At 40.6% G+C, this 17545-nt stretch carries 18 protein-coding genes and 1 riboswitch; of the genes, 10 read left to right on the top strand and 8 right to left on the bottom strand.

Features of this window, described 5'->3' with window-relative positions; all coding sequences use genetic code 11:
* Positions 1 to 40 precede the first annotated feature (40 nt).
* The 3 genes from AC1DVK_RS12910 to AC1DVK_RS12900 form a co-directional block, all read right to left on the bottom strand.
* The gene (locus AC1DVK_RS12910) at positions 41 to 1216 is read right to left on the bottom strand and encodes an MFS transporter (RefSeq protein WP_410862322.1); all 1176 of its coding nucleotides are present in this window, start codon (positions 1214 to 1216) and stop codon (positions 41 to 43) included.
* 155 nt (positions 1217 to 1371) lie between these two features.
* Positions 1372 to 1674: an ArsR/SmtB family transcription factor gene (locus AC1DVK_RS12905; RefSeq protein ID WP_410862324.1), complete on the bottom strand. Its 303-nt coding sequence runs from the start codon at positions 1672 to 1674 to the stop codon at positions 1372 to 1374.
* A 211-nt stretch (positions 1675 to 1885) separates the two neighbouring features.
* Positions 1886 to 2989 (bottom strand): 5-methyltetrahydropteroyltriglutamate--homocysteine S-methyltransferase, encoded by a 1104-nt coding sequence (locus AC1DVK_RS12900; protein ID WP_477626659.1) that lies wholly within the window; start codon positions 2987 to 2989, stop codon positions 1886 to 1888.
* 247 nt (positions 2990 to 3236) lie between these two features.
* Positions 3237 to 3338, bottom strand: a riboswitch (SAM riboswitch).
* A 175-nt stretch (positions 3339 to 3513) separates the two neighbouring features.
* Here AC1DVK_RS12900 and AC1DVK_RS12895 point away from each other — a divergent pair.
* The 4 genes from AC1DVK_RS12895 to glpK all read left to right on the top strand — a co-directional run bounded on the left by AC1DVK_RS12895 (position 3514) and on the right by glpK (position 7216).
* On the top strand, positions 3514 to 3942 hold the full coding sequence (locus tag AC1DVK_RS12895) for a hypothetical protein (protein ID WP_477626624.1): 429 nt from the start codon (positions 3514 to 3516) through the stop codon (positions 3940 to 3942).
* 154 nt (positions 3943 to 4096) lie between these two features.
* Positions 4097 to 4639, top strand: coding sequence for a glycerol-3-phosphate responsive antiterminator (locus AC1DVK_RS12890; protein ID WP_089361795.1), 543 nt, complete (start codon positions 4097 to 4099; stop codon positions 4637 to 4639).
* Between the two features lie 237 nt (positions 4640 to 4876).
* Entirely contained in the window at positions 4877 to 5701 is an 825-nt protein-coding gene (locus AC1DVK_RS12885) for an MIP/aquaporin family protein (protein ID WP_377385844.1), read from the top strand.
* A 24-nt stretch (positions 5702 to 5725) separates the two neighbouring features.
* The gene (gene glpK, locus AC1DVK_RS12880; protein ID WP_089361793.1) at positions 5726 to 7216 is read left to right on the top strand and encodes a glycerol kinase GlpK; all 1491 of its coding nucleotides are present in this window, start codon (positions 5726 to 5728) and stop codon (positions 7214 to 7216) included.
* A 95-nt stretch (positions 7217 to 7311) separates the two neighbouring features.
* Here the strand turns inward: glpK and AC1DVK_RS12875 are convergent, their stop codons facing one another.
* Both AC1DVK_RS12875 and AC1DVK_RS12870 read right to left on the bottom strand, forming a co-directional pair.
* Positions 7312 to 7545: a hypothetical protein gene (locus AC1DVK_RS12875; protein WP_477626623.1), complete on the bottom strand. Its 234-nt coding sequence runs from the start codon at positions 7543 to 7545 to the stop codon at positions 7312 to 7314.
* Positions 7546 to 7611: 66 nt separating this feature from the next.
* The gene (locus AC1DVK_RS12870) at positions 7612 to 7932 is read right to left on the bottom strand and encodes a hypothetical protein (RefSeq protein ID WP_477626622.1); all 321 of its coding nucleotides are present in this window, start codon (positions 7930 to 7932) and stop codon (positions 7612 to 7614) included.
* Between AC1DVK_RS12870 and AC1DVK_RS12865 the strand changes: the two genes are divergently transcribed.
* The 5 genes from AC1DVK_RS12865 (at position 7920) to AC1DVK_RS12845 (ending at position 13068) form a co-directional block, all read left to right on the top strand.
* A complete protein-coding gene (locus AC1DVK_RS12865) occupies positions 7920 to 9572 on the top strand; it encodes a glycerol-3-phosphate dehydrogenase/oxidase (protein ID WP_477626621.1) in 1653 nt (550 codons plus the stop codon). The two genes, AC1DVK_RS12870 and AC1DVK_RS12865, sit on opposite strands and share 13 nt — an antisense overlap.
* A gap of 204 nt (positions 9573 to 9776) precedes the next feature.
* Positions 9777 to 11231, top strand: a complete 1455-nt coding sequence (locus AC1DVK_RS12860) for an alanine/glycine:cation symporter family protein (RefSeq protein WP_477626620.1) — start codon at positions 9777 to 9779, stop codon at positions 11229 to 11231.
* A 212-nt stretch (positions 11232 to 11443) separates the two neighbouring features.
* Entirely contained in the window at positions 11444 to 12148 is a 705-nt protein-coding gene (locus AC1DVK_RS12855; RefSeq protein ID WP_477626619.1) for an MBL fold metallo-hydrolase, read from the top strand.
* Between the two features lie 18 nt (positions 12149 to 12166).
* A complete protein-coding gene (locus AC1DVK_RS12850) occupies positions 12167 to 12766 on the top strand; it encodes a TetR/AcrR family transcriptional regulator (protein WP_477626618.1) in 600 nt (199 codons plus the stop codon).
* Between the two features lie 98 nt (positions 12767 to 12864).
* Complete coding sequence (locus AC1DVK_RS12845) at positions 12865 to 13068, top strand: hypothetical protein (protein ID WP_477626617.1); 204 nt, start codon at positions 12865 to 12867, stop codon at positions 13066 to 13068.
* A 113-nt stretch (positions 13069 to 13181) separates the two neighbouring features.
* On the opposite strand, the gene AC1DVK_RS12840 is transcribed toward AC1DVK_RS12845, so the two are convergent.
* Both AC1DVK_RS12840 and AC1DVK_RS12835 read right to left on the bottom strand, forming a co-directional pair.
* Positions 13182 to 14618 (bottom strand): 4-hydroxyphenylacetate 3-hydroxylase family protein, encoded by a 1437-nt coding sequence (locus AC1DVK_RS12840; protein WP_477626616.1) that lies wholly within the window; start codon positions 14616 to 14618, stop codon positions 13182 to 13184.
* Positions 14619 to 14697: 79 nt separating this feature from the next.
* On the bottom strand, positions 14698 to 15168 hold the full coding sequence (locus AC1DVK_RS12835; protein ID WP_477626615.1) for a cysteine dioxygenase: 471 nt from the start codon (positions 15166 to 15168) through the stop codon (positions 14698 to 14700).
* Positions 15169 to 15439: 271 nt separating this feature from the next.
* On the opposite strand from AC1DVK_RS12835, the gene AC1DVK_RS12830 reads away from it, so the two are divergent.
* A complete protein-coding gene (locus AC1DVK_RS12830; protein ID WP_061465352.1) occupies positions 15440 to 15862 on the top strand; it encodes an RrF2 family transcriptional regulator in 423 nt (140 codons plus the stop codon).
* Positions 15863 to 16044: 182 nt separating this feature from the next.
* On the opposite strand, the gene AC1DVK_RS12825 is transcribed toward AC1DVK_RS12830, so the two are convergent.
* Complete coding sequence (locus tag AC1DVK_RS12825) at positions 16045 to 17265, bottom strand: PucR family transcriptional regulator (protein ID WP_410862341.1); 1221 nt, start codon at positions 17263 to 17265, stop codon at positions 16045 to 16047.
* Positions 17266 to 17545 lie beyond the last annotated feature (280 nt).

The following is a 17545-nucleotide window of genomic DNA, read 5'->3' as shown; positions in this document are numbered from 1 at the left end:
GGCTAAAATCTAGCCTTATGATGAATGTTTATATAACGGTCTAGGATTTTATGGATTGTGCTATTTTACTGCTTGACGATGAACTTGAAAGGACCAGAACTATGACCATGGCAATGGCAACCCCTGTTGCACCGATCCAGGTTATGGAAGCAAGGGATACTTGTTCTACAGCAACACCGCCAATTCCAGCACCTGCCGCCATGGCCAATTGCATCATCGACTGATTCAGACCGAGCATGACTCCTGATGATTCAGGTTCAAGGGTCGCTAAATGATATTGCTGTGTCGGCCCTGATGACCATGCTGCGAACGACCATAATGTAAGGATTATCAAAACGCCCATCAATGAATTCGTAACGATGGATAACATGATGATCATCATAATATGCAGCGCCATACCGCCAATTAGTGTAAATGATACACCCCATCGATCCGTACTATAACCGCCAAACTTTGATCCGATCAAGCTTGCGATACCGAATATAAGCAAGGCCGTGCTAAGTAGAGAGTCACTTATCCCTGATACGGATAGCAGGTAAGGGGATAGATAGGTATAAGCTATCGAGTATCCGCCAAGCCAGAAGAAGGTTATCGATAATCCAAGGGCAACTTTCCTTTTTTTAAGAAGGGCCAGCTGCTGGAGAAGTGGTATTGGTTTATCCCCTTTGGTAGGAGGAATGGTAAAGAATAAAACGATCATGGCAATCAGGCCGAATAGGGCGATTCCGCCAAAGACGGATTTCCACCCGAATGCATCTGCCATGATTCTTCCGAGAGGTACGCCAATGATAAGGGAAGCTGTAAACCCCATGACAACTGTCGCAATAGAACTTGCTTGTTTATCTGGCGGAGCAAGCTTAGCGGCAATATTCAGAGCGGTGACTACAACCAATCCTGCACCAAGTGCCATGATTATGCGTGCAAATAGAAAAGGTCCAAAGCCTGGTAATAGAAAGGCAAGCAGATTGGCCACTACGAATAGTCCAAGGGAATACAACATTAATCTTCGTCTGTCTAAACTTGCTGTCAAAGCCATGAGAATGGGTGTACCGATTGCGTAGACAAGGGAGAAAATTGTAATGAGCTGTCCTGCGGCAGCAATGGTCACTCCAAGAGAATCCGCAATCTTATCCAAAATTCCGGATATGATGAATTCGGATGTTCCTACTAAAAAACTGATGATCGCTAACATGTAAATTTTCCATGTATTAAGCAAAATAGATTCACTCCTCATTAATGATTATTAATTTATATGAAGACATATCGTAATATGTTAATATGTATGAATAAAAAAATAAACATATCGCGAAATATCGAAATGTTAGAGAGAAAAATGAACCCAACCCTCTAAGGTACGGATCAGGCTCATTTTCATACTTCTTCTTTCAAGAAATCAGTAATTTTTGAGATCGCCTCTTCATCTCGTTTGTAATACGTAAACTTTCCTATCCGCTCCGTTTTAATCAATCCTGCTCTAAGAAGGATCGAGAGGTATTGAGAGGCCGTGGACTGGGTCATGTTTAATTTTTCCGTAATCTGACTTACGCAAACGCCGGTTTCCTTCATGTCTATTCCCTCATGAGGGGTGAAGTGGAGTTCAGGCGCCTTGAGCCATTGTAAGATTTGCAACCTGGATTCATTGGATAATGCTTTAAATATCTCGATTGTTTTCATACATTTCATTATATCGAGAATTATCGATATGTCAAATGGTTTTATCATTCATCGTTAGTTTCATAAATAGCAAAACTTGATACCGTTATCTAAAGAGTCATTAAAGGAATGGAAATGTATTATTGCAAGAACCTAATCGGCTCCCATATCAGTGCGGGCCGATTAGGTTGTTCAAATCCTGTAAATCAGAATTAAAGTCTCCGCTAAAAAATCATTTCCATACTTCTTTTGCTACATCAACGACGAATTTCAGCTTTTCCCATTGCTGTTCTTCGGTCAGCTTGTTACCGTGATGGGTGGAGGCGAAGCCGCATTGCGGACTTAAGCATAATTGTTCGAGAGGAACGAAGTGCGAGGCTTCTTCAATGCGTGCCTTAACAGCTTCCTTGTCTTCGATTTCTCCATTTTTTGAAGTGACGACACCCAGTACGACCCGTGCACCGCCGTTTGGAATGTATTCCAATGGCTTGAAATCTCCTGAGCGTTGATCATCATATTCCAAGAAAAATCCATCCACTGATTCTTTTGCCAATAAAGTTGGGGCGATACGGGCATAGCTTCCTTCAAACGCCCAAGTCGACTGGTAGTTCCCACGACATAGGTGTGTAGTGACGACAAGGTCTTCTGGTTTGCCTTCCAATGCGCCATTAATTACGCGAAGTGCAAGATCGATTAACTGTTCCCTCGTATATTTTCCATCTTTGAACTGGAAATCTGGAGCTGAAAGTCTGGCAATATATACATCATCCAATTGAAGATAACGTACACCTGCTTCATAAAAATCCTTCAAAGCATGCTGATACGCTTTGATGATATCATTAGCATAGTCTTCAATATCAGGGTAGATGTCTTCATTATGAATGCCTGCAGCAAATAATTGATTCGGACTGGGAATGGTTTGCTTGGCAACGGCGCGTCCGTTCACGATTTTGTTCAATTCAATGAAATCGCGAATGAAGGGATGTTCAGGATTGAATGAAACCTTCCCGGTATTGCGAACGTTATATCTCTCTGTTTCCACACCATCGAATGTGAGACCTTTTTCAGTCACATATCCCTCGATGCCATTTAAATGTTCGAGGAAGTCAAAGTGCCACCATGTTCGTCTGAACTCACCATCCGTCACGGCCTCCAATCCAACTTCAATTTGTTTTTCGACAATCCGATTGATTTCTTCGGTTTCAACTTCACGAAGCCGCTCTGCTGAAATGGTACCTTCCTTAAATTGCTTTCTGGCAATATGTAAACGTTCTGGTCTTAATAAACTTCCGACGTGATCGGCCCTGAATGGTGCCTTCGTTAATGTGATTGACATGTTGCATTCCTTCTTTCCTTTTAAAAATAGGCTGTTTTCACGTACTTTGTTGCTATTTACCAGGTAGTGAGTTGTGGTTGATTTCCCCTCCAGATGCTCGCCTGTCCCGCTGCTCCCGCAGGAGTCTCGCACTTCCGCTCCAATCAACCTTTCGTTTTAAAAACAACAATCTTTACGAAAAGAGCCTAAAAATAAAACACCTCTTCTTAAAAATAAGAAGAGGTGTTGGCAGCAAAGCTATATACTCTTCTTATCTTCAAGTTTCTACACTTCTGGAATTAGCACAGTACATGATCAGTCTGTTGCTGAGGCATCAAAGGGCCAGTCCCTCCACCTCTCTGGATAAGAGTTGTCTATTAAATTAATTAAGACTATACAGGTAGTTTTTATAAAGGTCAAGTAATGAAGGTGGAAGATTTCGAATATACCGATTATTAATATGGGTTGAAATGTTAACTACATCAGGGAACCCGGCATATGCTATAACCGACGTTTCATATGAGCGGCAGGAGGGGAATGCAAGGATGAGTACATTCAGTCCATTCAAAAATGGCTTACCGATAACGGTAACTGAAGCCATGATAGAGAAAATCTTAAGAATGAAATCATATGGTCAGGATATTAAAGTCGAGATTACGCCAAAGCATATAGTGCTTTCCGGAACGACGGAAGTGAAAAAAATGATGTTAAAGAAAAACGTAGCTTTCCGGATTACATTAAAACCGGTTCACGTGGAAAAAAGAACGATTTCATTTGAATTAGTGGAAATGGAACCAATTGACAGGAACTTCATTAACCGAAGGATATTTAACAAACCGCCATTTTTTGAATTCGAAAATAGAACGGTCAAAATGAATGTTAATGCTTGGAACATCGTGAGAAAAATCCCCGTTGGCACAATTAAATCGTATGAACTCGTCGAAGGTGCATTGAAAATGAAACTTTCAATATGATGGATCGTTTTTAGCCACAATATTTAAAGGGGATGCCAGGTATGTTAGTGTAAGGGTAGGTTGAAATGCCATACCTCACAATGTGTTTGATAAATCAAGCTCTATAAAATATACTAAATTACTTATAGTTTTCCAGGAGATAAGGAGGGAAATAATGGACCAGAAGATTTTGCCTGCTTCGGCAAGCATGAAGGATTTCGAAAGATTTTTAGAAAGTTCCTATGAAATAGGTGTGTTTCTTGATTTGCATATATCACAATTGAAAAACGTAAGTATGATGGCAAAGCAGCATAATAAGAAAATGATTTATCATGTCGATTTGATCCATGGCATAAGAAGTGATGAGTACGCGACAGAATTCATTTGTCAGGAATATAATCCATATGGGCTGATTTCAACTAAATCAAACGTTATATTGAAGGCGAAGCAAAAGGGGGTCATTGCCATCCAGCGAATCTTTTTAATAGATTCACATGCGCTGGAGAAAAGTTATAAGCTGGTGCAGAAAACCAAGCCGGACTATATCGAAGTTTTGCCAGGCGCCATGCCATGGATGATAAAAGAGGTGAAGGAACGATTGCAGACACCGATTTTTGCAGGCGGCCTCATACGTACTTCAGATGAAGTCCTGAACGCCCTTGATGCTGGAGCGTCGGCAATCACCACTTCCAAAACTGAATTATGGGATATCGTTTAATGGGGTCGAACGAGGAAGTTGAAAAAAATTACAGAAAAATAGAATAATTCCTCGCCAAATAATTGACAGCGTTTTCACAAACTAGTATATTGTAAATTATAAGTTAATATATGTGACGGAGACTAGGAGATTCACAACAGATCTATTCATAATTCATTTTATGAAGATAGTTCTGCTGTGAATCTCCTTTTATTTGTTGGCATGGTTTAAAAATTTATCAGGGGAGGGGTTTTATTCATGACTCCATTTTGGGGAGAAGTGGTAGGCACGATGATTTTAGTTTTATTCGGAGCAGGTATTGGGGCTGGTTCATCTTTAAAGGGTTCTTATGCAAAAGATGCCGGCTGGATCGTTATCACGATTGCATGGGGACTGGCTGTTACAATGGGTGTTTTTGCAGTGGGTTCCATAAGCGGGGCGCATTTAAACCCGGCTGTTACAGTAGCGTTAGCTATCAATGGAGATTTTCCTTGGGCTGATGTGCCAGGGTACATCATGGCCCAAATGATAGGGGCAATTATAGGTGCGACTCTTGTATTCCTGCATTATTTACCACACTGGAAAGCTACGGAGGATCCAGGTACAAAGCTTGGTGTGTTTTCAACCTCACCGGCTATCCCACATACTTTTTCAAATCTATTAAGTGAAATGATTGGCACGTTCATCCTTGTTCTTGGCTTATTGTTTATTGGAGCCGGCGAGTTTACAGAAGGTCTGAACCCATTTGCTGTCGGTTTATTGATTGTTGTCATCGGGATGTCGCTAGGAGGAACGACAGGCTATGCCATAAACCCTGCCCGTGACCTTGGACCTCGTATTGCTCACTTCCTGCTGCCAATACCGGGTAAGGGAAAATCAAATTGGGGCTATGCTTGGATTCCGGTTGTTGGTCCGATTGTCGGTGGAGCACTTGGAGCTGTCTTCTATAAAGCGGTCTTTTTAGGTGAATTGACGACAGCCTTTTGGGCTGTTTTAGGAGCAAGTCTGATAATATTGGTGTTAGCATATACTTTTGGAAAAAAGCAATCAAGTGAGTTAGAAATTAGCAACATGGCTAGTTAAATTAAAAAAGGGGGGAAACACAGTATGGAAAAATATATCTTATCATTGGATCAAGGAACAACGAGTTCACGGGCGATTTTGTTTAACGAAAAAGGCGAGATTGTCCACTCGTCCCAAAAGGAATTCACGCAGCATTTCCCTAAGCCGGGCTGGGTAGAGCATAACGCCAATGAGATTTGGGGATCAATTTTAGCGGTAATTGCCGGTGTACTATCGGAATCAGGTGTAAAGCCAGAGCAAATTGCCGGGATCGGAATAACCAATCAGCGTGAAACGGCAGTCGTTTGGGATAAGGAAACGGGTACCCCTGTTTATAATGCGATTGTATGGCAGTCAAGGCAAACAAGTGAAATCTGTGATGATTTGAAGGAGAAGGGACTTAATGATCTATTCCGGGATAAAACGGGATTGTTGATAGATGCTTATTTTTCCGGAACGAAAGTGAAATGGATCCTCGATAATGTGGAAGGGGCACGACAAAGGGCAGATGAAGGCAAGCTGTTATTCGGTACCATCGATACTTGGCTGATCTGGAAGCTTTCAGGAGGCAAAGCTCACGTAACGGACTATTCCAATGCATCCCGGACATTGATGTACAATATCCATGAACTGAAATGGGATGAAGAACTGCTGGAGATATTGACTGTGCCGAAGTCGATGCTGCCAGAGGTTAGACCTTCTTCCGAAGTGTATGCCCATACGATTGAATATCATTTCTTCGGCCAGTCGATTCCAATCGCAGGAGCAGCCGGTGACCAACAGGCGGCATTATTTGGCCAAGCTTGTTTTAATGAAGGAATGGCAAAAAATACGTATGGAACAGGTTGTTTCATGCTTATGAATACGGGAGCCAAGGCTGTCAGTTCCGAACACGGACTATTGACGACACTTGCTTGGGGATTGAATGGGAAGGTTGAATATGCATTGGAAGGCAGTATATTCGTAGCTGGCTCCGCAATCCAATGGCTGCGTGATGGTCTGCGGATGCTTAATGATGCCAAGGACAGCGAAGCTTATGCAAAGCGGGTGGAAAGTACAGATGGAGTATATGTAGTACCGGCTTTTGTAGGCCTTGGGACCCCATATTGGGACAGTGAAGTACGGGGAGCCATTTTTGGTTTGACGCGCGGGACATCAAAAGAACATTTCATTCGTGCCACACTTGAATCACTGGCGTATCAAACGAAGGATGTCCTTGATGCAATGGAGGCGGATTCGGGAATCGAGCTGCAGACATTGAGAGTGGATGGCGGGGCAGTCAAAAATGACTTTTTAATGCAGTTCCAAAGCGATTTATTACAGGTGCCAGTCGAAAGGCCGACAATAAACGAAACTACGGCACTCGGGGCGGCGTATTTGGCGGGCCTTGCTGTCGGGTATTGGAAGGACCAAGAAGAAATATCTCAGCAATGGGCGGTGGACAAAACCTTTAAACCATCCATGGAAGTGCAAGATAGAGATAAATTATATGAAGGCTGGAAAAAAGCTGTACATGCAGCAATGGCTTTTAAATAAAAAACAAAGCGAAGTCTTTCTAATATAAGCTAGAGTATGATATACTAAAATCAAGTTAATAACTCGGCCGGAGAACAGGAGAGACCATGAATGCGTTATCGTGAATTCGATAATGTGCATTTATGGTCTCTCTTTTTTGTTTTTAAAGGCAGATTAGGGATATTAATATCTATATGGACACTATGAGAACAAATGAACCAATTGAATATAAGGGTAAACAGTGCGAACTCACGAGTAAACAGCGCGAATTCACGAGTAAACGTGCAGAATTCACGAGTAAACAGCGCGAATTCACGAGTAAACAGTGCGAACTCACGAGTAAACAGCACGAATTCACGAGTAAAGTGCTGAACTCACGAGTAAAAGTGCAGAACTCACGAGTAAACAGCACGAATTCACGAGTAAAGTGCAGAATTCACGAGTAAAAGTGCAGAACTCACGAGTAAACAGCACGAATTCACGAGTAATGTGCAGAATTCACGAGTAAACAGCGCGAATTCACGAGTAAACAGCGCGAATTCACGAGTAAACAGCGCGAATTCACGAGTAAACAGCGCGAATTCACGAGTAAACAGCGCGAATTCACGAGTAAACGTGTAGAATTCACGAGTAAACGTGCAGAATTCACGAGTAAACGTGCAGAACTCACGAGTAATACAGGCTAATTGACATTGGAAGGCATTACTTAAAGGAGGAGTCAGGCATGAGGTTTTCAAATTTATATCGGAAAGAAACGATCGAACTTCTGAAAAAAGAAAAATATGATGTGGTAGTCATTGGTGGGGGAATTACCGGTGCAGGGATTGCCCTGGATGCAACGACCCGTGGAATGAAAGTGGCATTGGTTGAAATGCAGGACTTTGCGGCAGGCACATCAAGCCGTTCAACAAAGCTTGTCCATGGTGGTCTGCGATATCTTAAGCAATTTGAAATAAAAATGGTTGCTGAGGTTGGAAAAGAGAGAGAGATTGTTTATGAAAATGGGCCACATGTGACTACACCAGAAAGAATGCTGCTCCCGATGCATAAAGGCGGCACCTTTGGGAAATTCAGTACATCCATTGGACTCCGAGTCTATGATTTCCTGGCAGGCGTTAAAAAAAGCGAACGAAGGAAAATGCTATCGGTTAGTGAAACACTGAAAATGGAACCCCTTGTAAAGAAAGAAGGGCTTAAAGGCGGAGGCCATTATGTTGAATACCGAACAGATGATGCACGGCTAACGATCGAAGTCATGAAGGCAGCAGTCGATAAAGGTGCAACACCGATAAATTATACAAAAGTAGATAAATTGTTATATGAAAATGGAAAGGTGAACGGCGTCCAAGTTGCCGATTTACTTTCGGGTGATGTTTATGAAATATACGCAGACAAAGTTATTAATGCAGCAGGTCCATGGGTTGATTCCATCCGTGAGAAAGACCAATCGAAAAAAGGGAAAACGCTGAAGTTATCAAAAGGTGTTCATGTGGTAATCGACCAATCGAAATTCCCATTGAAGCAGGCGCTTTATTTTGATACACCAGATGGACGGATGATTTTTGCCATCCCGAGAGCCGGTAAGGCTTATGTAGGGACTACGGACACTTTTTATGATGGTGATCCTGCAGTGCCAACCGTTACATCCGAAGACCGTGCCTATTTATTAAAGGCGATAGATTATATGTTTCCGGAAGTGAAAATTTCGGATGAAGATATCGAATCAAGCTGGGCTGGAGTGAGACCGTTGATTCTTGAAGAAGGAAAAGATCCTTCTGAAATATCAAGGAAAGATGAAATTTGGGAGTCCGATTCGGGCCTTATCACGATTGCTGGAGGAAAATTGACCGGCTATCGCAAAATGGCAAAAACGACGGTCGACCTTGTGGCAGGGAAGCTTTCCCAGCAGTCCAATAAGACTTACCGAGCCAGCAGCACTAAAGGAATGCCGATTTCGGGCGGGGATGTCGGGGGATCAAGCAACTTCTCCTATTATATCAAGCAAAATATTCAAATGGGGGTAGACTCAGGACTTGCTGTTAAAGACTCCGAGGATATATTGGCCATGTACGGGTCTAACGCACCTGTGTTATTCAATATCGCCAAAAGCGAAGGAAACGGAGGAATAAGCACTGGCATTCCGCAGAAATTGTTCGTACAGCTGAAATATGCACTTGATCATGAAATGGGTGCAACTCCAGTGGACTTTTTCTTCCGCAGGACCGGGACCTTGTTATTCGATATTGATTTAGTCCAAACGCATAAAAATGCAGTGATCGATTATATGGCTGGATATTTTGGATGGTCAGAATCGACAAAAATGGAGAGAACCAATCAATTGGAACAGGAAATACTCGGTGCGATTAGAGTATCTTGACCTATATGCAAAAAAATGACGCCGGCGGAATTGCTGGCGTTTTTTTCAATTTGGGAGGAAAGTATGGATATCTCAGTTGGAAAAATAAAAAAGTGGCATGTTAGGTCTTTTGACGCAAAAACTATTGTTTAATACATTAAGATGAAATATAATCAAAAATAGATAAGTTTGAATTTTCAAAATATAATCAAAGGGGGAGCTTGATTGTCTGATTTTATTACGGCTTTAAATGGAGTTTTGTGGAGCACGCCAGTCATTTACATTTTATTGGGAGTAGGTTTAGTATTCTCGATTTTGACCCGTTTTCTGCAAGTGAGGCATATTAAGGAAATGGTCGTTTTGATGTTCCAAGGGAAAAGTTCAGAAGCGGGCGTTTCCTCTTTCCAGGCTTTATCCATAGCTCTTTCGGGTCGGGTCGGTACAGGTAACATTGCTGGTGTGGCGACGGCTATCGCTTTTGGTGGTCCTGGTGCCGTTTTTTGGATGTGGGCCATAGCCTTCATAGGAGCATCAAGTGCGTTTGTGGAATCGACCTTAGCTCAAATATATAAAGTCAAACAAGACGGTCAATATCGAGGGGGCCCTGCCTATTATATTGAAAAAGGAATGGGCGTGAAGTGGTTTGCTGTTCTTTTTGCACTCGCTGCACTAGTAGCCATGGCCGTGCTGATGCCTGGTGTTCAGTCCAATTCAATTGCTGCCGGAATGGAGAATGCATTTGGCATTAAACCTGCAATCACAGGTATAGCTATCATCCTTTTACTTGGTTTCATTATATTCGGTGGTGTAAAACGGATAGCTAATGCCGCGCAAATAATCGTACCGTTTATGGCCCTTGGCTATATATTACTTTCTGTTGTCATCGTCATAATGAATATTACAGAATTACCAGGTGTCATTTCATTAATATTCAGAAGTGCCTTTGGGATGGATTCTGCATTTGGCGGGCTCATCGGAATGGCGATAGCATGGGGAGTGAAACGCGGAGTTTATTCGAATGAGGCGGGGCAAGGCACAGGTCCTCACCCGGCTGCTGCGGCAGAAGTTTCGCACCCTGCCAAACAAGGTCTTGTGCAAGCATTTTCTGTCTATATCGATACATTGTTCGTTTGTTCAGCAACGGCTTTCATGATCTTATTTACAGGTATGTATAATACTCAAGCGGAAAATGGATCATTCATTGTCAATAATCTAGCAGATGTAACACCGGGTCCAGGGTATACACAAGCGGCCATCGATAGCGCAGTACCGGGATTTGGTGCTGGGTTTGTTGCTGTTGCGCTTTTCTTCTTCGCTTTTACGACGATCATGGCATACTATTATATTGCAGAAACGAATATTGCTTATTTAATGCGCAAGCGGAATAGTAAGTGGGCCATGTTTGCATTGAAACTCATCATTCTTGCGGCCAGTTTCTATGGAACCATTCGTACGGCAGAGCTGGCTTGGGCATTAGGTGATGCTGGATTAGGGATTATGGTATGGCTCAATGTCATTGCCATTTTAATTCTCGCTAAACCAGCACTTATTACCTTAAAGGATTATGAGAGGCAAAAGAAGAAAGGGTTGGATCCCGTTTTCGACCCAAAATCGTTAGGCATTAAGAACGCCGATTTTTGGGAGAATGAATATGTCGGCGACAGGGAAAATGTTTCCTAAAAAATAAATGAATATGATGTGATACATGAAAAACCAGCTCAAGGTAATTGAGAGCTGGTTTTTTATGGTTTTTCGATAACTAGGGATAGTTTGTTCGCATCATTGTGAGACTGACCGTGATGTTTTAGTCAAGTATGGAATAATATCGTAAAACTAATCATATTAGTTACAATATTAATTACATTAGTTTTGAGGGAGGAGTTTGATTAAAGATGAAGATGACAAAGGTTGGTACAGTATTTCAACTATCTTTCATGCCACGTGTATTTCCCGTAAACTGTTATTTAGTAGAGGAAGAGAATAGCCTTACACTAGTAGATGCAGCATTACCCTATAGCGGAAAAAGCATAATGAAAGCGGCGCAAATTATTGGAAAACCGATAACAAGAATAATAGTTACTCATGCTCATGATGATCATGTTGGTGCACTTGACGGGCTAAAAGCATCAATGCCTGATGTACAAGTAAGTATTTCTATTAGGGAAGCATCATTACTTGCTGGCGATGTCACGCTCCTGCAAAATGAAAATCCAATCCGTGGCGGAGTCCCTAAGAATATTCAAACTCGACCAGACTTACTGCTTAAAGAGGGTGACCGTATCGGTTCATTGGAAGTTATTTATTCACCTGGACATACCCCTGGTTCGATATCGCTTCTTGATACCCGTAATCATAGTTTAATTGTCGGGGATGCCCTGCAAACAAGAGGTGGAACTGCGGTTTCTGGAATGATCAAGCCTTTATTTCCATTCCCAGCCTTTTACACATGGGATAAACTCATCGCACTTGAAAGTGCAAAGAAATTAAGAAGTTATAAACCAGCTTTACTTGCTGTAGGTCATGGAAAGATGCTGGAACACCCTGGGAATTCTATGGACAGAGCAATAGTTGAAGCCAAATTAAAACTTCAACAATGAAAAAGGAGGTTAAAATGGATGTCTAAACTTATAAGGTTGGATTTGTCTATCATTTTACAGAAAGCGACTGAACTAGTTGATGAAAACGGCCTTGATCATCTTACTTTAGGCCAGTTGGCTGAAGAATTACAAATACGGCCCCCCTCGTTATATAACCATTTAGACGGCCTAAATGGATTAAAACAGAAACTAGCAGTAAATGGAGTTAAAAAACTTTATGAATACATGATTCAAGCAGCAGTGGGACGTTCCGGTGATGATGCAATCAGGGCACTTAGTGAGGCGTATGTTGAATTTACTAGAGTTCATCCAGGCCTTTATGATGCCACCACCCGTTTTCCAAATTCTGAAGACATGGAATTACAGCAAGCACAGCAAGCAGTTGTGGAGCTTGTTGTCCAAGTACTACAAGCCTATGATTTAAAGGAAGAAATGGCGATTCACTTGGTGAGAGGATTAAGGAGTATTTTACATGGATTTACTTCAATTGAAAAAATGGGTGGGTTTGGAATGCCAATTGATATCGATAAAAGTTTTTCTATTCTGCTAAATACATATATAGAGGGAATCCATTCAATTGTAATGAATAAAGATAAATATGATCTGGTGGAAGGGTAAAATGGGTTTTCTGGCAGTCTTGGGGAATGGTAAACCTATCCCTTCGATTTTCATGAGAAATTTTTGCACTTGCTGTATACGGTCATTGGGGTTTCAAAGTGGGAAATGCCGGTGTTATGAAAGGTATTTTAAGCATTGTCATCCCACTTGGAACATCAGCGAGACTTCATTTCGTGCTGGAGGCATTTATTTTCTTGGTTCCAGTAGGATTACTTTTGTCCCTTAAAAGCGTTAAATTAGCTAGGATCTATGGAGTTATCGTGATTTTAAATAGATTTTTCATGTGGCTCTTGGATCAATAAAGTGCAAAGTTAAAGAAGGTTTTCAAATTACAGTACCTGTTTCATCATGGTCTTCCGCTTAAATCAAAGCTGATGGACTTCCTGCTTGGAATATTTTGCTGTGACCCTAACTATTAATGATCTAAATATTTTTCTAACATTTGTTTAAATCTTTTTTTATCATAATTATTATACTGATTAGCTATATTGCGTATTGGATTTCCTGCATAAAAACGTTCATATAATTCATGCCTAGATCCTAAAGGACTCCCCACAAGATCCCAGGCTAATTTAAATAGTTTTGTTCTCTTTTCTGCCTCCAGATTCGCTCCTTTAAAATATTTTTTCAGCAAATCCGATAAGGGACTTTGGAAGTCCTGTACACTTGAGGGTAATTGAATGAATCCTCCGGCCCCTATGAGCTGTAAGATTTCTATGGCACGGGGATAATATTTGGTCCCGAGGTTTCTGGCTGTTTCAATGTACGTGAAATTTGGGATGAACGTTTGATATTGATCTAGCTTTCCTTCCCTTTCCGAAGCTATCAATAATGCTCTAATCGTTTCAACCTGGATTAATAGTTCCTCTATTTTTTCTTGAACATGCAGATAGGCATCGGCCCCTATTGCTTCAGCAATCTCACAAGCTATTGCTGTAACGAATTCCAGCTTAGTTAATAACCGAACGATAGCCTGATGATACGCAAAGCCATTTGATGCGGGATTCAATTTAATTTGCAGCAAAGCATCAGCGTTGTCGTAAAGTAAAACACGTTCCCAGGGGACGAATACATTGTCAAAAATTAATAAAGCATCCATCTCGTCGTACCTTGAACTTAGAGGAGAATCCACTATTTTTGTCTGATTTGCAGCAAAGGATTCCCGGCAAACCATATGCAATCCAGGAGAGTTGGCCGCAATAATAAGCATATGAGCTATGGATTCCTGTTCTTCTTTCAGATTTACGAGGGGATATACAATTAAATCATTCGAATAGGGTGCTGCGGTACCAATCATTTTGGCTCCACTTAAGAAAACACCATCACTCGTCTTTTTTGTAATTCTTAATAATCCTAGATCCTTTATATCTTTGAAGGATTGATTGGCACGGTTAATCTGAGGATCTCGTTGCACTACACTTAAAAAAAGATTCTTATCCCTTGCTTCTTCATAATAAGCTTTAATTTTATGGGGAAAGTGTTCATCAAACTTTTTATAGTCCTCCCGCGATGCATACCATCCTGTTAACCTTGATCTAGCATAGTCTGACAAACGGCTCATCACGCCATCTGTTGTTTGACTCCAAGTTTCAAAAGCTATCCTCCTCCTCAGTAAATCATCATAAGAGTGTGGAACTAAAAAGGCTGAATGGACAAACCCTTTCGTTTTGGAACTAAGGTAGCCTACCGAGTTTCTTTTTTGTGAATCATCCATCATATTAAATAACTCAGAGATCGTAGTTAATGTACCTTTAAAGTTCTCATCTGTTGTGACATCAATTTTTGTTCCGTTTAACCAAACACTTCTTCCGTCTTGTAAGCTTTGGATAAATTGATCGCCTTGCGAATTCATAACATCCTCCTAATGAACCATGGTTTTTTTGATTGTGAAATATAACACCTCTTTCTCTTTTAGATTATTTGTGATTATCTTATGGGGAAGGATAGATTGTTCCGCCTTTTAATGGTGGAGTGTAAATATGAAAGGTAATAACAGGAGAAGTGGTGGGGTTATACATCATGTGAATGGTATCTTCTTTAACAAGGAGGATATCATTTTGGGAAAACTCCTCTATTTGATCATAAATTGGATTAGATTCTTTGTCTTCCGACTTATATAATACGTTTGAAAAATCACCAGCTACCACAAAAATGCATCCAATAGACAATCCATGATCATGGATAAAAGTCCTGGCCATACTAGGTAAATGAATGACAATTACTTCAACATTTTCGGATTTGTAAATAACATTCCTTCCGTATTCTAAATCCATCGGTTCAGTAACATACTTAGAAACCTCATGAAAAGTTAGATTTAAAGATTGAACGGCTTGTACTAAATTACCTTCATCATACGAGGGTAAATTATCGAAAGTGCATTTGACAGACTCTAAAAAATCCATTCTTCGCGCCTCCTTACAAATAAGATAGTGTTCATTTTTTACAATGAGGAAGTTGAACTTGTCCCGTTATTAAAGGGTTTTAATATTTTCTTTCTATATTAAATTGATTCCATAGAAACATGATTAAATTTGTCAACTTTCTGAAATATAGTATGAATAAAGTATATAGATGTGCATTTCCAGGAATGAAATAGACACAAAATTCCACGTATATAATCTTCATTCATAAAATAGCATGATATAAAGTGTATTGGCTGGGAGTGATGATCATATGAAGATTTCAAGTAAGGGGGAATATGCATTAAGAGCTTTAATAGCTTTAGCAAAGAACGAAAAAGGACTCATGCAGATAAAAGATGTTGCGAATGAGACGCTAGTGTCGCCTCAATATCTGGAGCAAATTCTCTTACATTTAAAAAGTCACGGTTATGTTAAAAGTAAAAGGGGGGTCTACGGAGGGTATAGCTTAAAGGAATTGCCCAATCAGATTATCATTGGAAACGTAATTCGGGACTTAGAAGGACCACTTGCCCCTATGAGCTGTGTAAGTATTACAGCATATGAATATTGTCCCCTTGAAGATAATAACTGTTTATTAAAACCCCTTTGGGCACTGATTAGAGATCAAGTGGCAGAATTGCTGGATCATACTACTTTGGAAGATCTTTTGGAAGGTAATATTTATAAAAATTAATCGGTGCCAAAATCATATGCATCCCACTGACTATGCAAGTGTATAGGTAAATAAAACAGCCGATTGGACTTGATATGATAAAAGCGTACAAACAATGTATAAGGAGAGAGGAACACGGCAGAATAGCTGCTTTTCCTCTCTCCTTAGATGTTTGAAGCTCTCGGCCTCAAAATAGGAATGCCTTAAGATTTCTGCTTTATAAGCTGTAAATCGATGTATAGTTGCATTCTTGAATGAAAGTCATCAAAATCGATTGAGGTGAGATCGGTTATTTGATTCAATCTATATTTCAATGTGTTGGTATGAATGTATAGCTGTTCAGCTGTCGGTTTGATCCGGCAATTGTTCAACAGATATATTTCCATTGTTTGAAGGAGCTTGGTTTGGCTTTCCTGGTCCTTCTTTTGAAGTATCTGTAAATCGGTATTGATATAATTCGTTTTAGTATGATGATTGGAGATCATTTCGAGGTAACGGAAAATCCCAAGCTTGCTATATTGGAAGGGAAGCTGTTCAGGTTCACCGATGAACTTGGCTGCGTTGATCACTTCAAGGGCTTCGAGATAGGATTTTCTTAATTGAAGAATCGAAGAATACTCATTTCCGATTCCCGGGAACACCCTTTGATCATTGAATTGGGCAAGAACCGTGTTCGTTAAATCATTGGCGCTATCAGAAAGCAGGTCTTTCCCTTTACCATTGCTTCCAATCAGGACGATGATCTTCAATTGGTTTGTGAATACATGGGTAAAATGATTCAGCGCATTGGCGAATAGACTGACTGTATCCGCTAATTCATCGAAATGTTCCGCATCGGATTGAGCGATGGTAAAGACATTAATAAGGAATGTTTCCGGAATGAGAAGATTCATATTGGCTGCTTCCCATTTTATTTGGTTTTCCGTTTGATAGACTTCGTCAATGACCTTTTGATAAAACTCATTTTTCTCTTCATCTTTTTTCATGTTTATCTGTTTTTTCTGATGGAGGAGCTTGCCAATATGATGGGAAACCTCATGTAAAAATTCCAATTCGGAATCAGTCATCATTTCCGTCTCTTGGACCCAAATGAATCCGAACACCTGCCCTTTGTGGACAGCGCTTACAACGACTCTTTGATTTAAGCCGATTTCCTCGATTTGTTTCACCCTAAATGGATGCTCCACCGTTTTAAGCTGTTCGACAATGCCCTCATCCATGAATTTCTCCAGAATTGGAATCGGCCAATGCTTTGTGAAGATGGTTTGCCGATTGGCTTGGTCGAAGTGTTCGATATAATATGAACTATATGCCAGCAATAAAAATTGGTCATTTTCGATGACGACTGGTTTTTTTAAATAAGTGCTGACCATATCCGTTATATCGTTGATGTTTGTGAGAGTCAGGATTTTTTCTAATGACATATATGGCCCCCTGTTTTTTGAATTGGAAGATAACTTAGTTTAATAATACTTTTAAACGGAAGATGTGTATAGGGGCAAGAACAAAGAAGGAACGGTATATGAAAAAATACCGTTCCTTTTAGGAGGGCACTGAAAAAGTCCCTTCCGGGCCAATAGAGGTAGATTTTCTCAGTTTATTCTGAGGAAATCTACCTTTTTTTGTTTTATAATCAAGGTAATAAATTTATGTGGGTGAGTACGATGATTCAAAAACAAACGTCTATGGTTTTTAGTCCTCATA

The organism is Peribacillus sp. P4_B1, from assembly GCF_056402395.1.
This window is presented reverse-complemented; position numbering and strand designations above follow the sequence as displayed.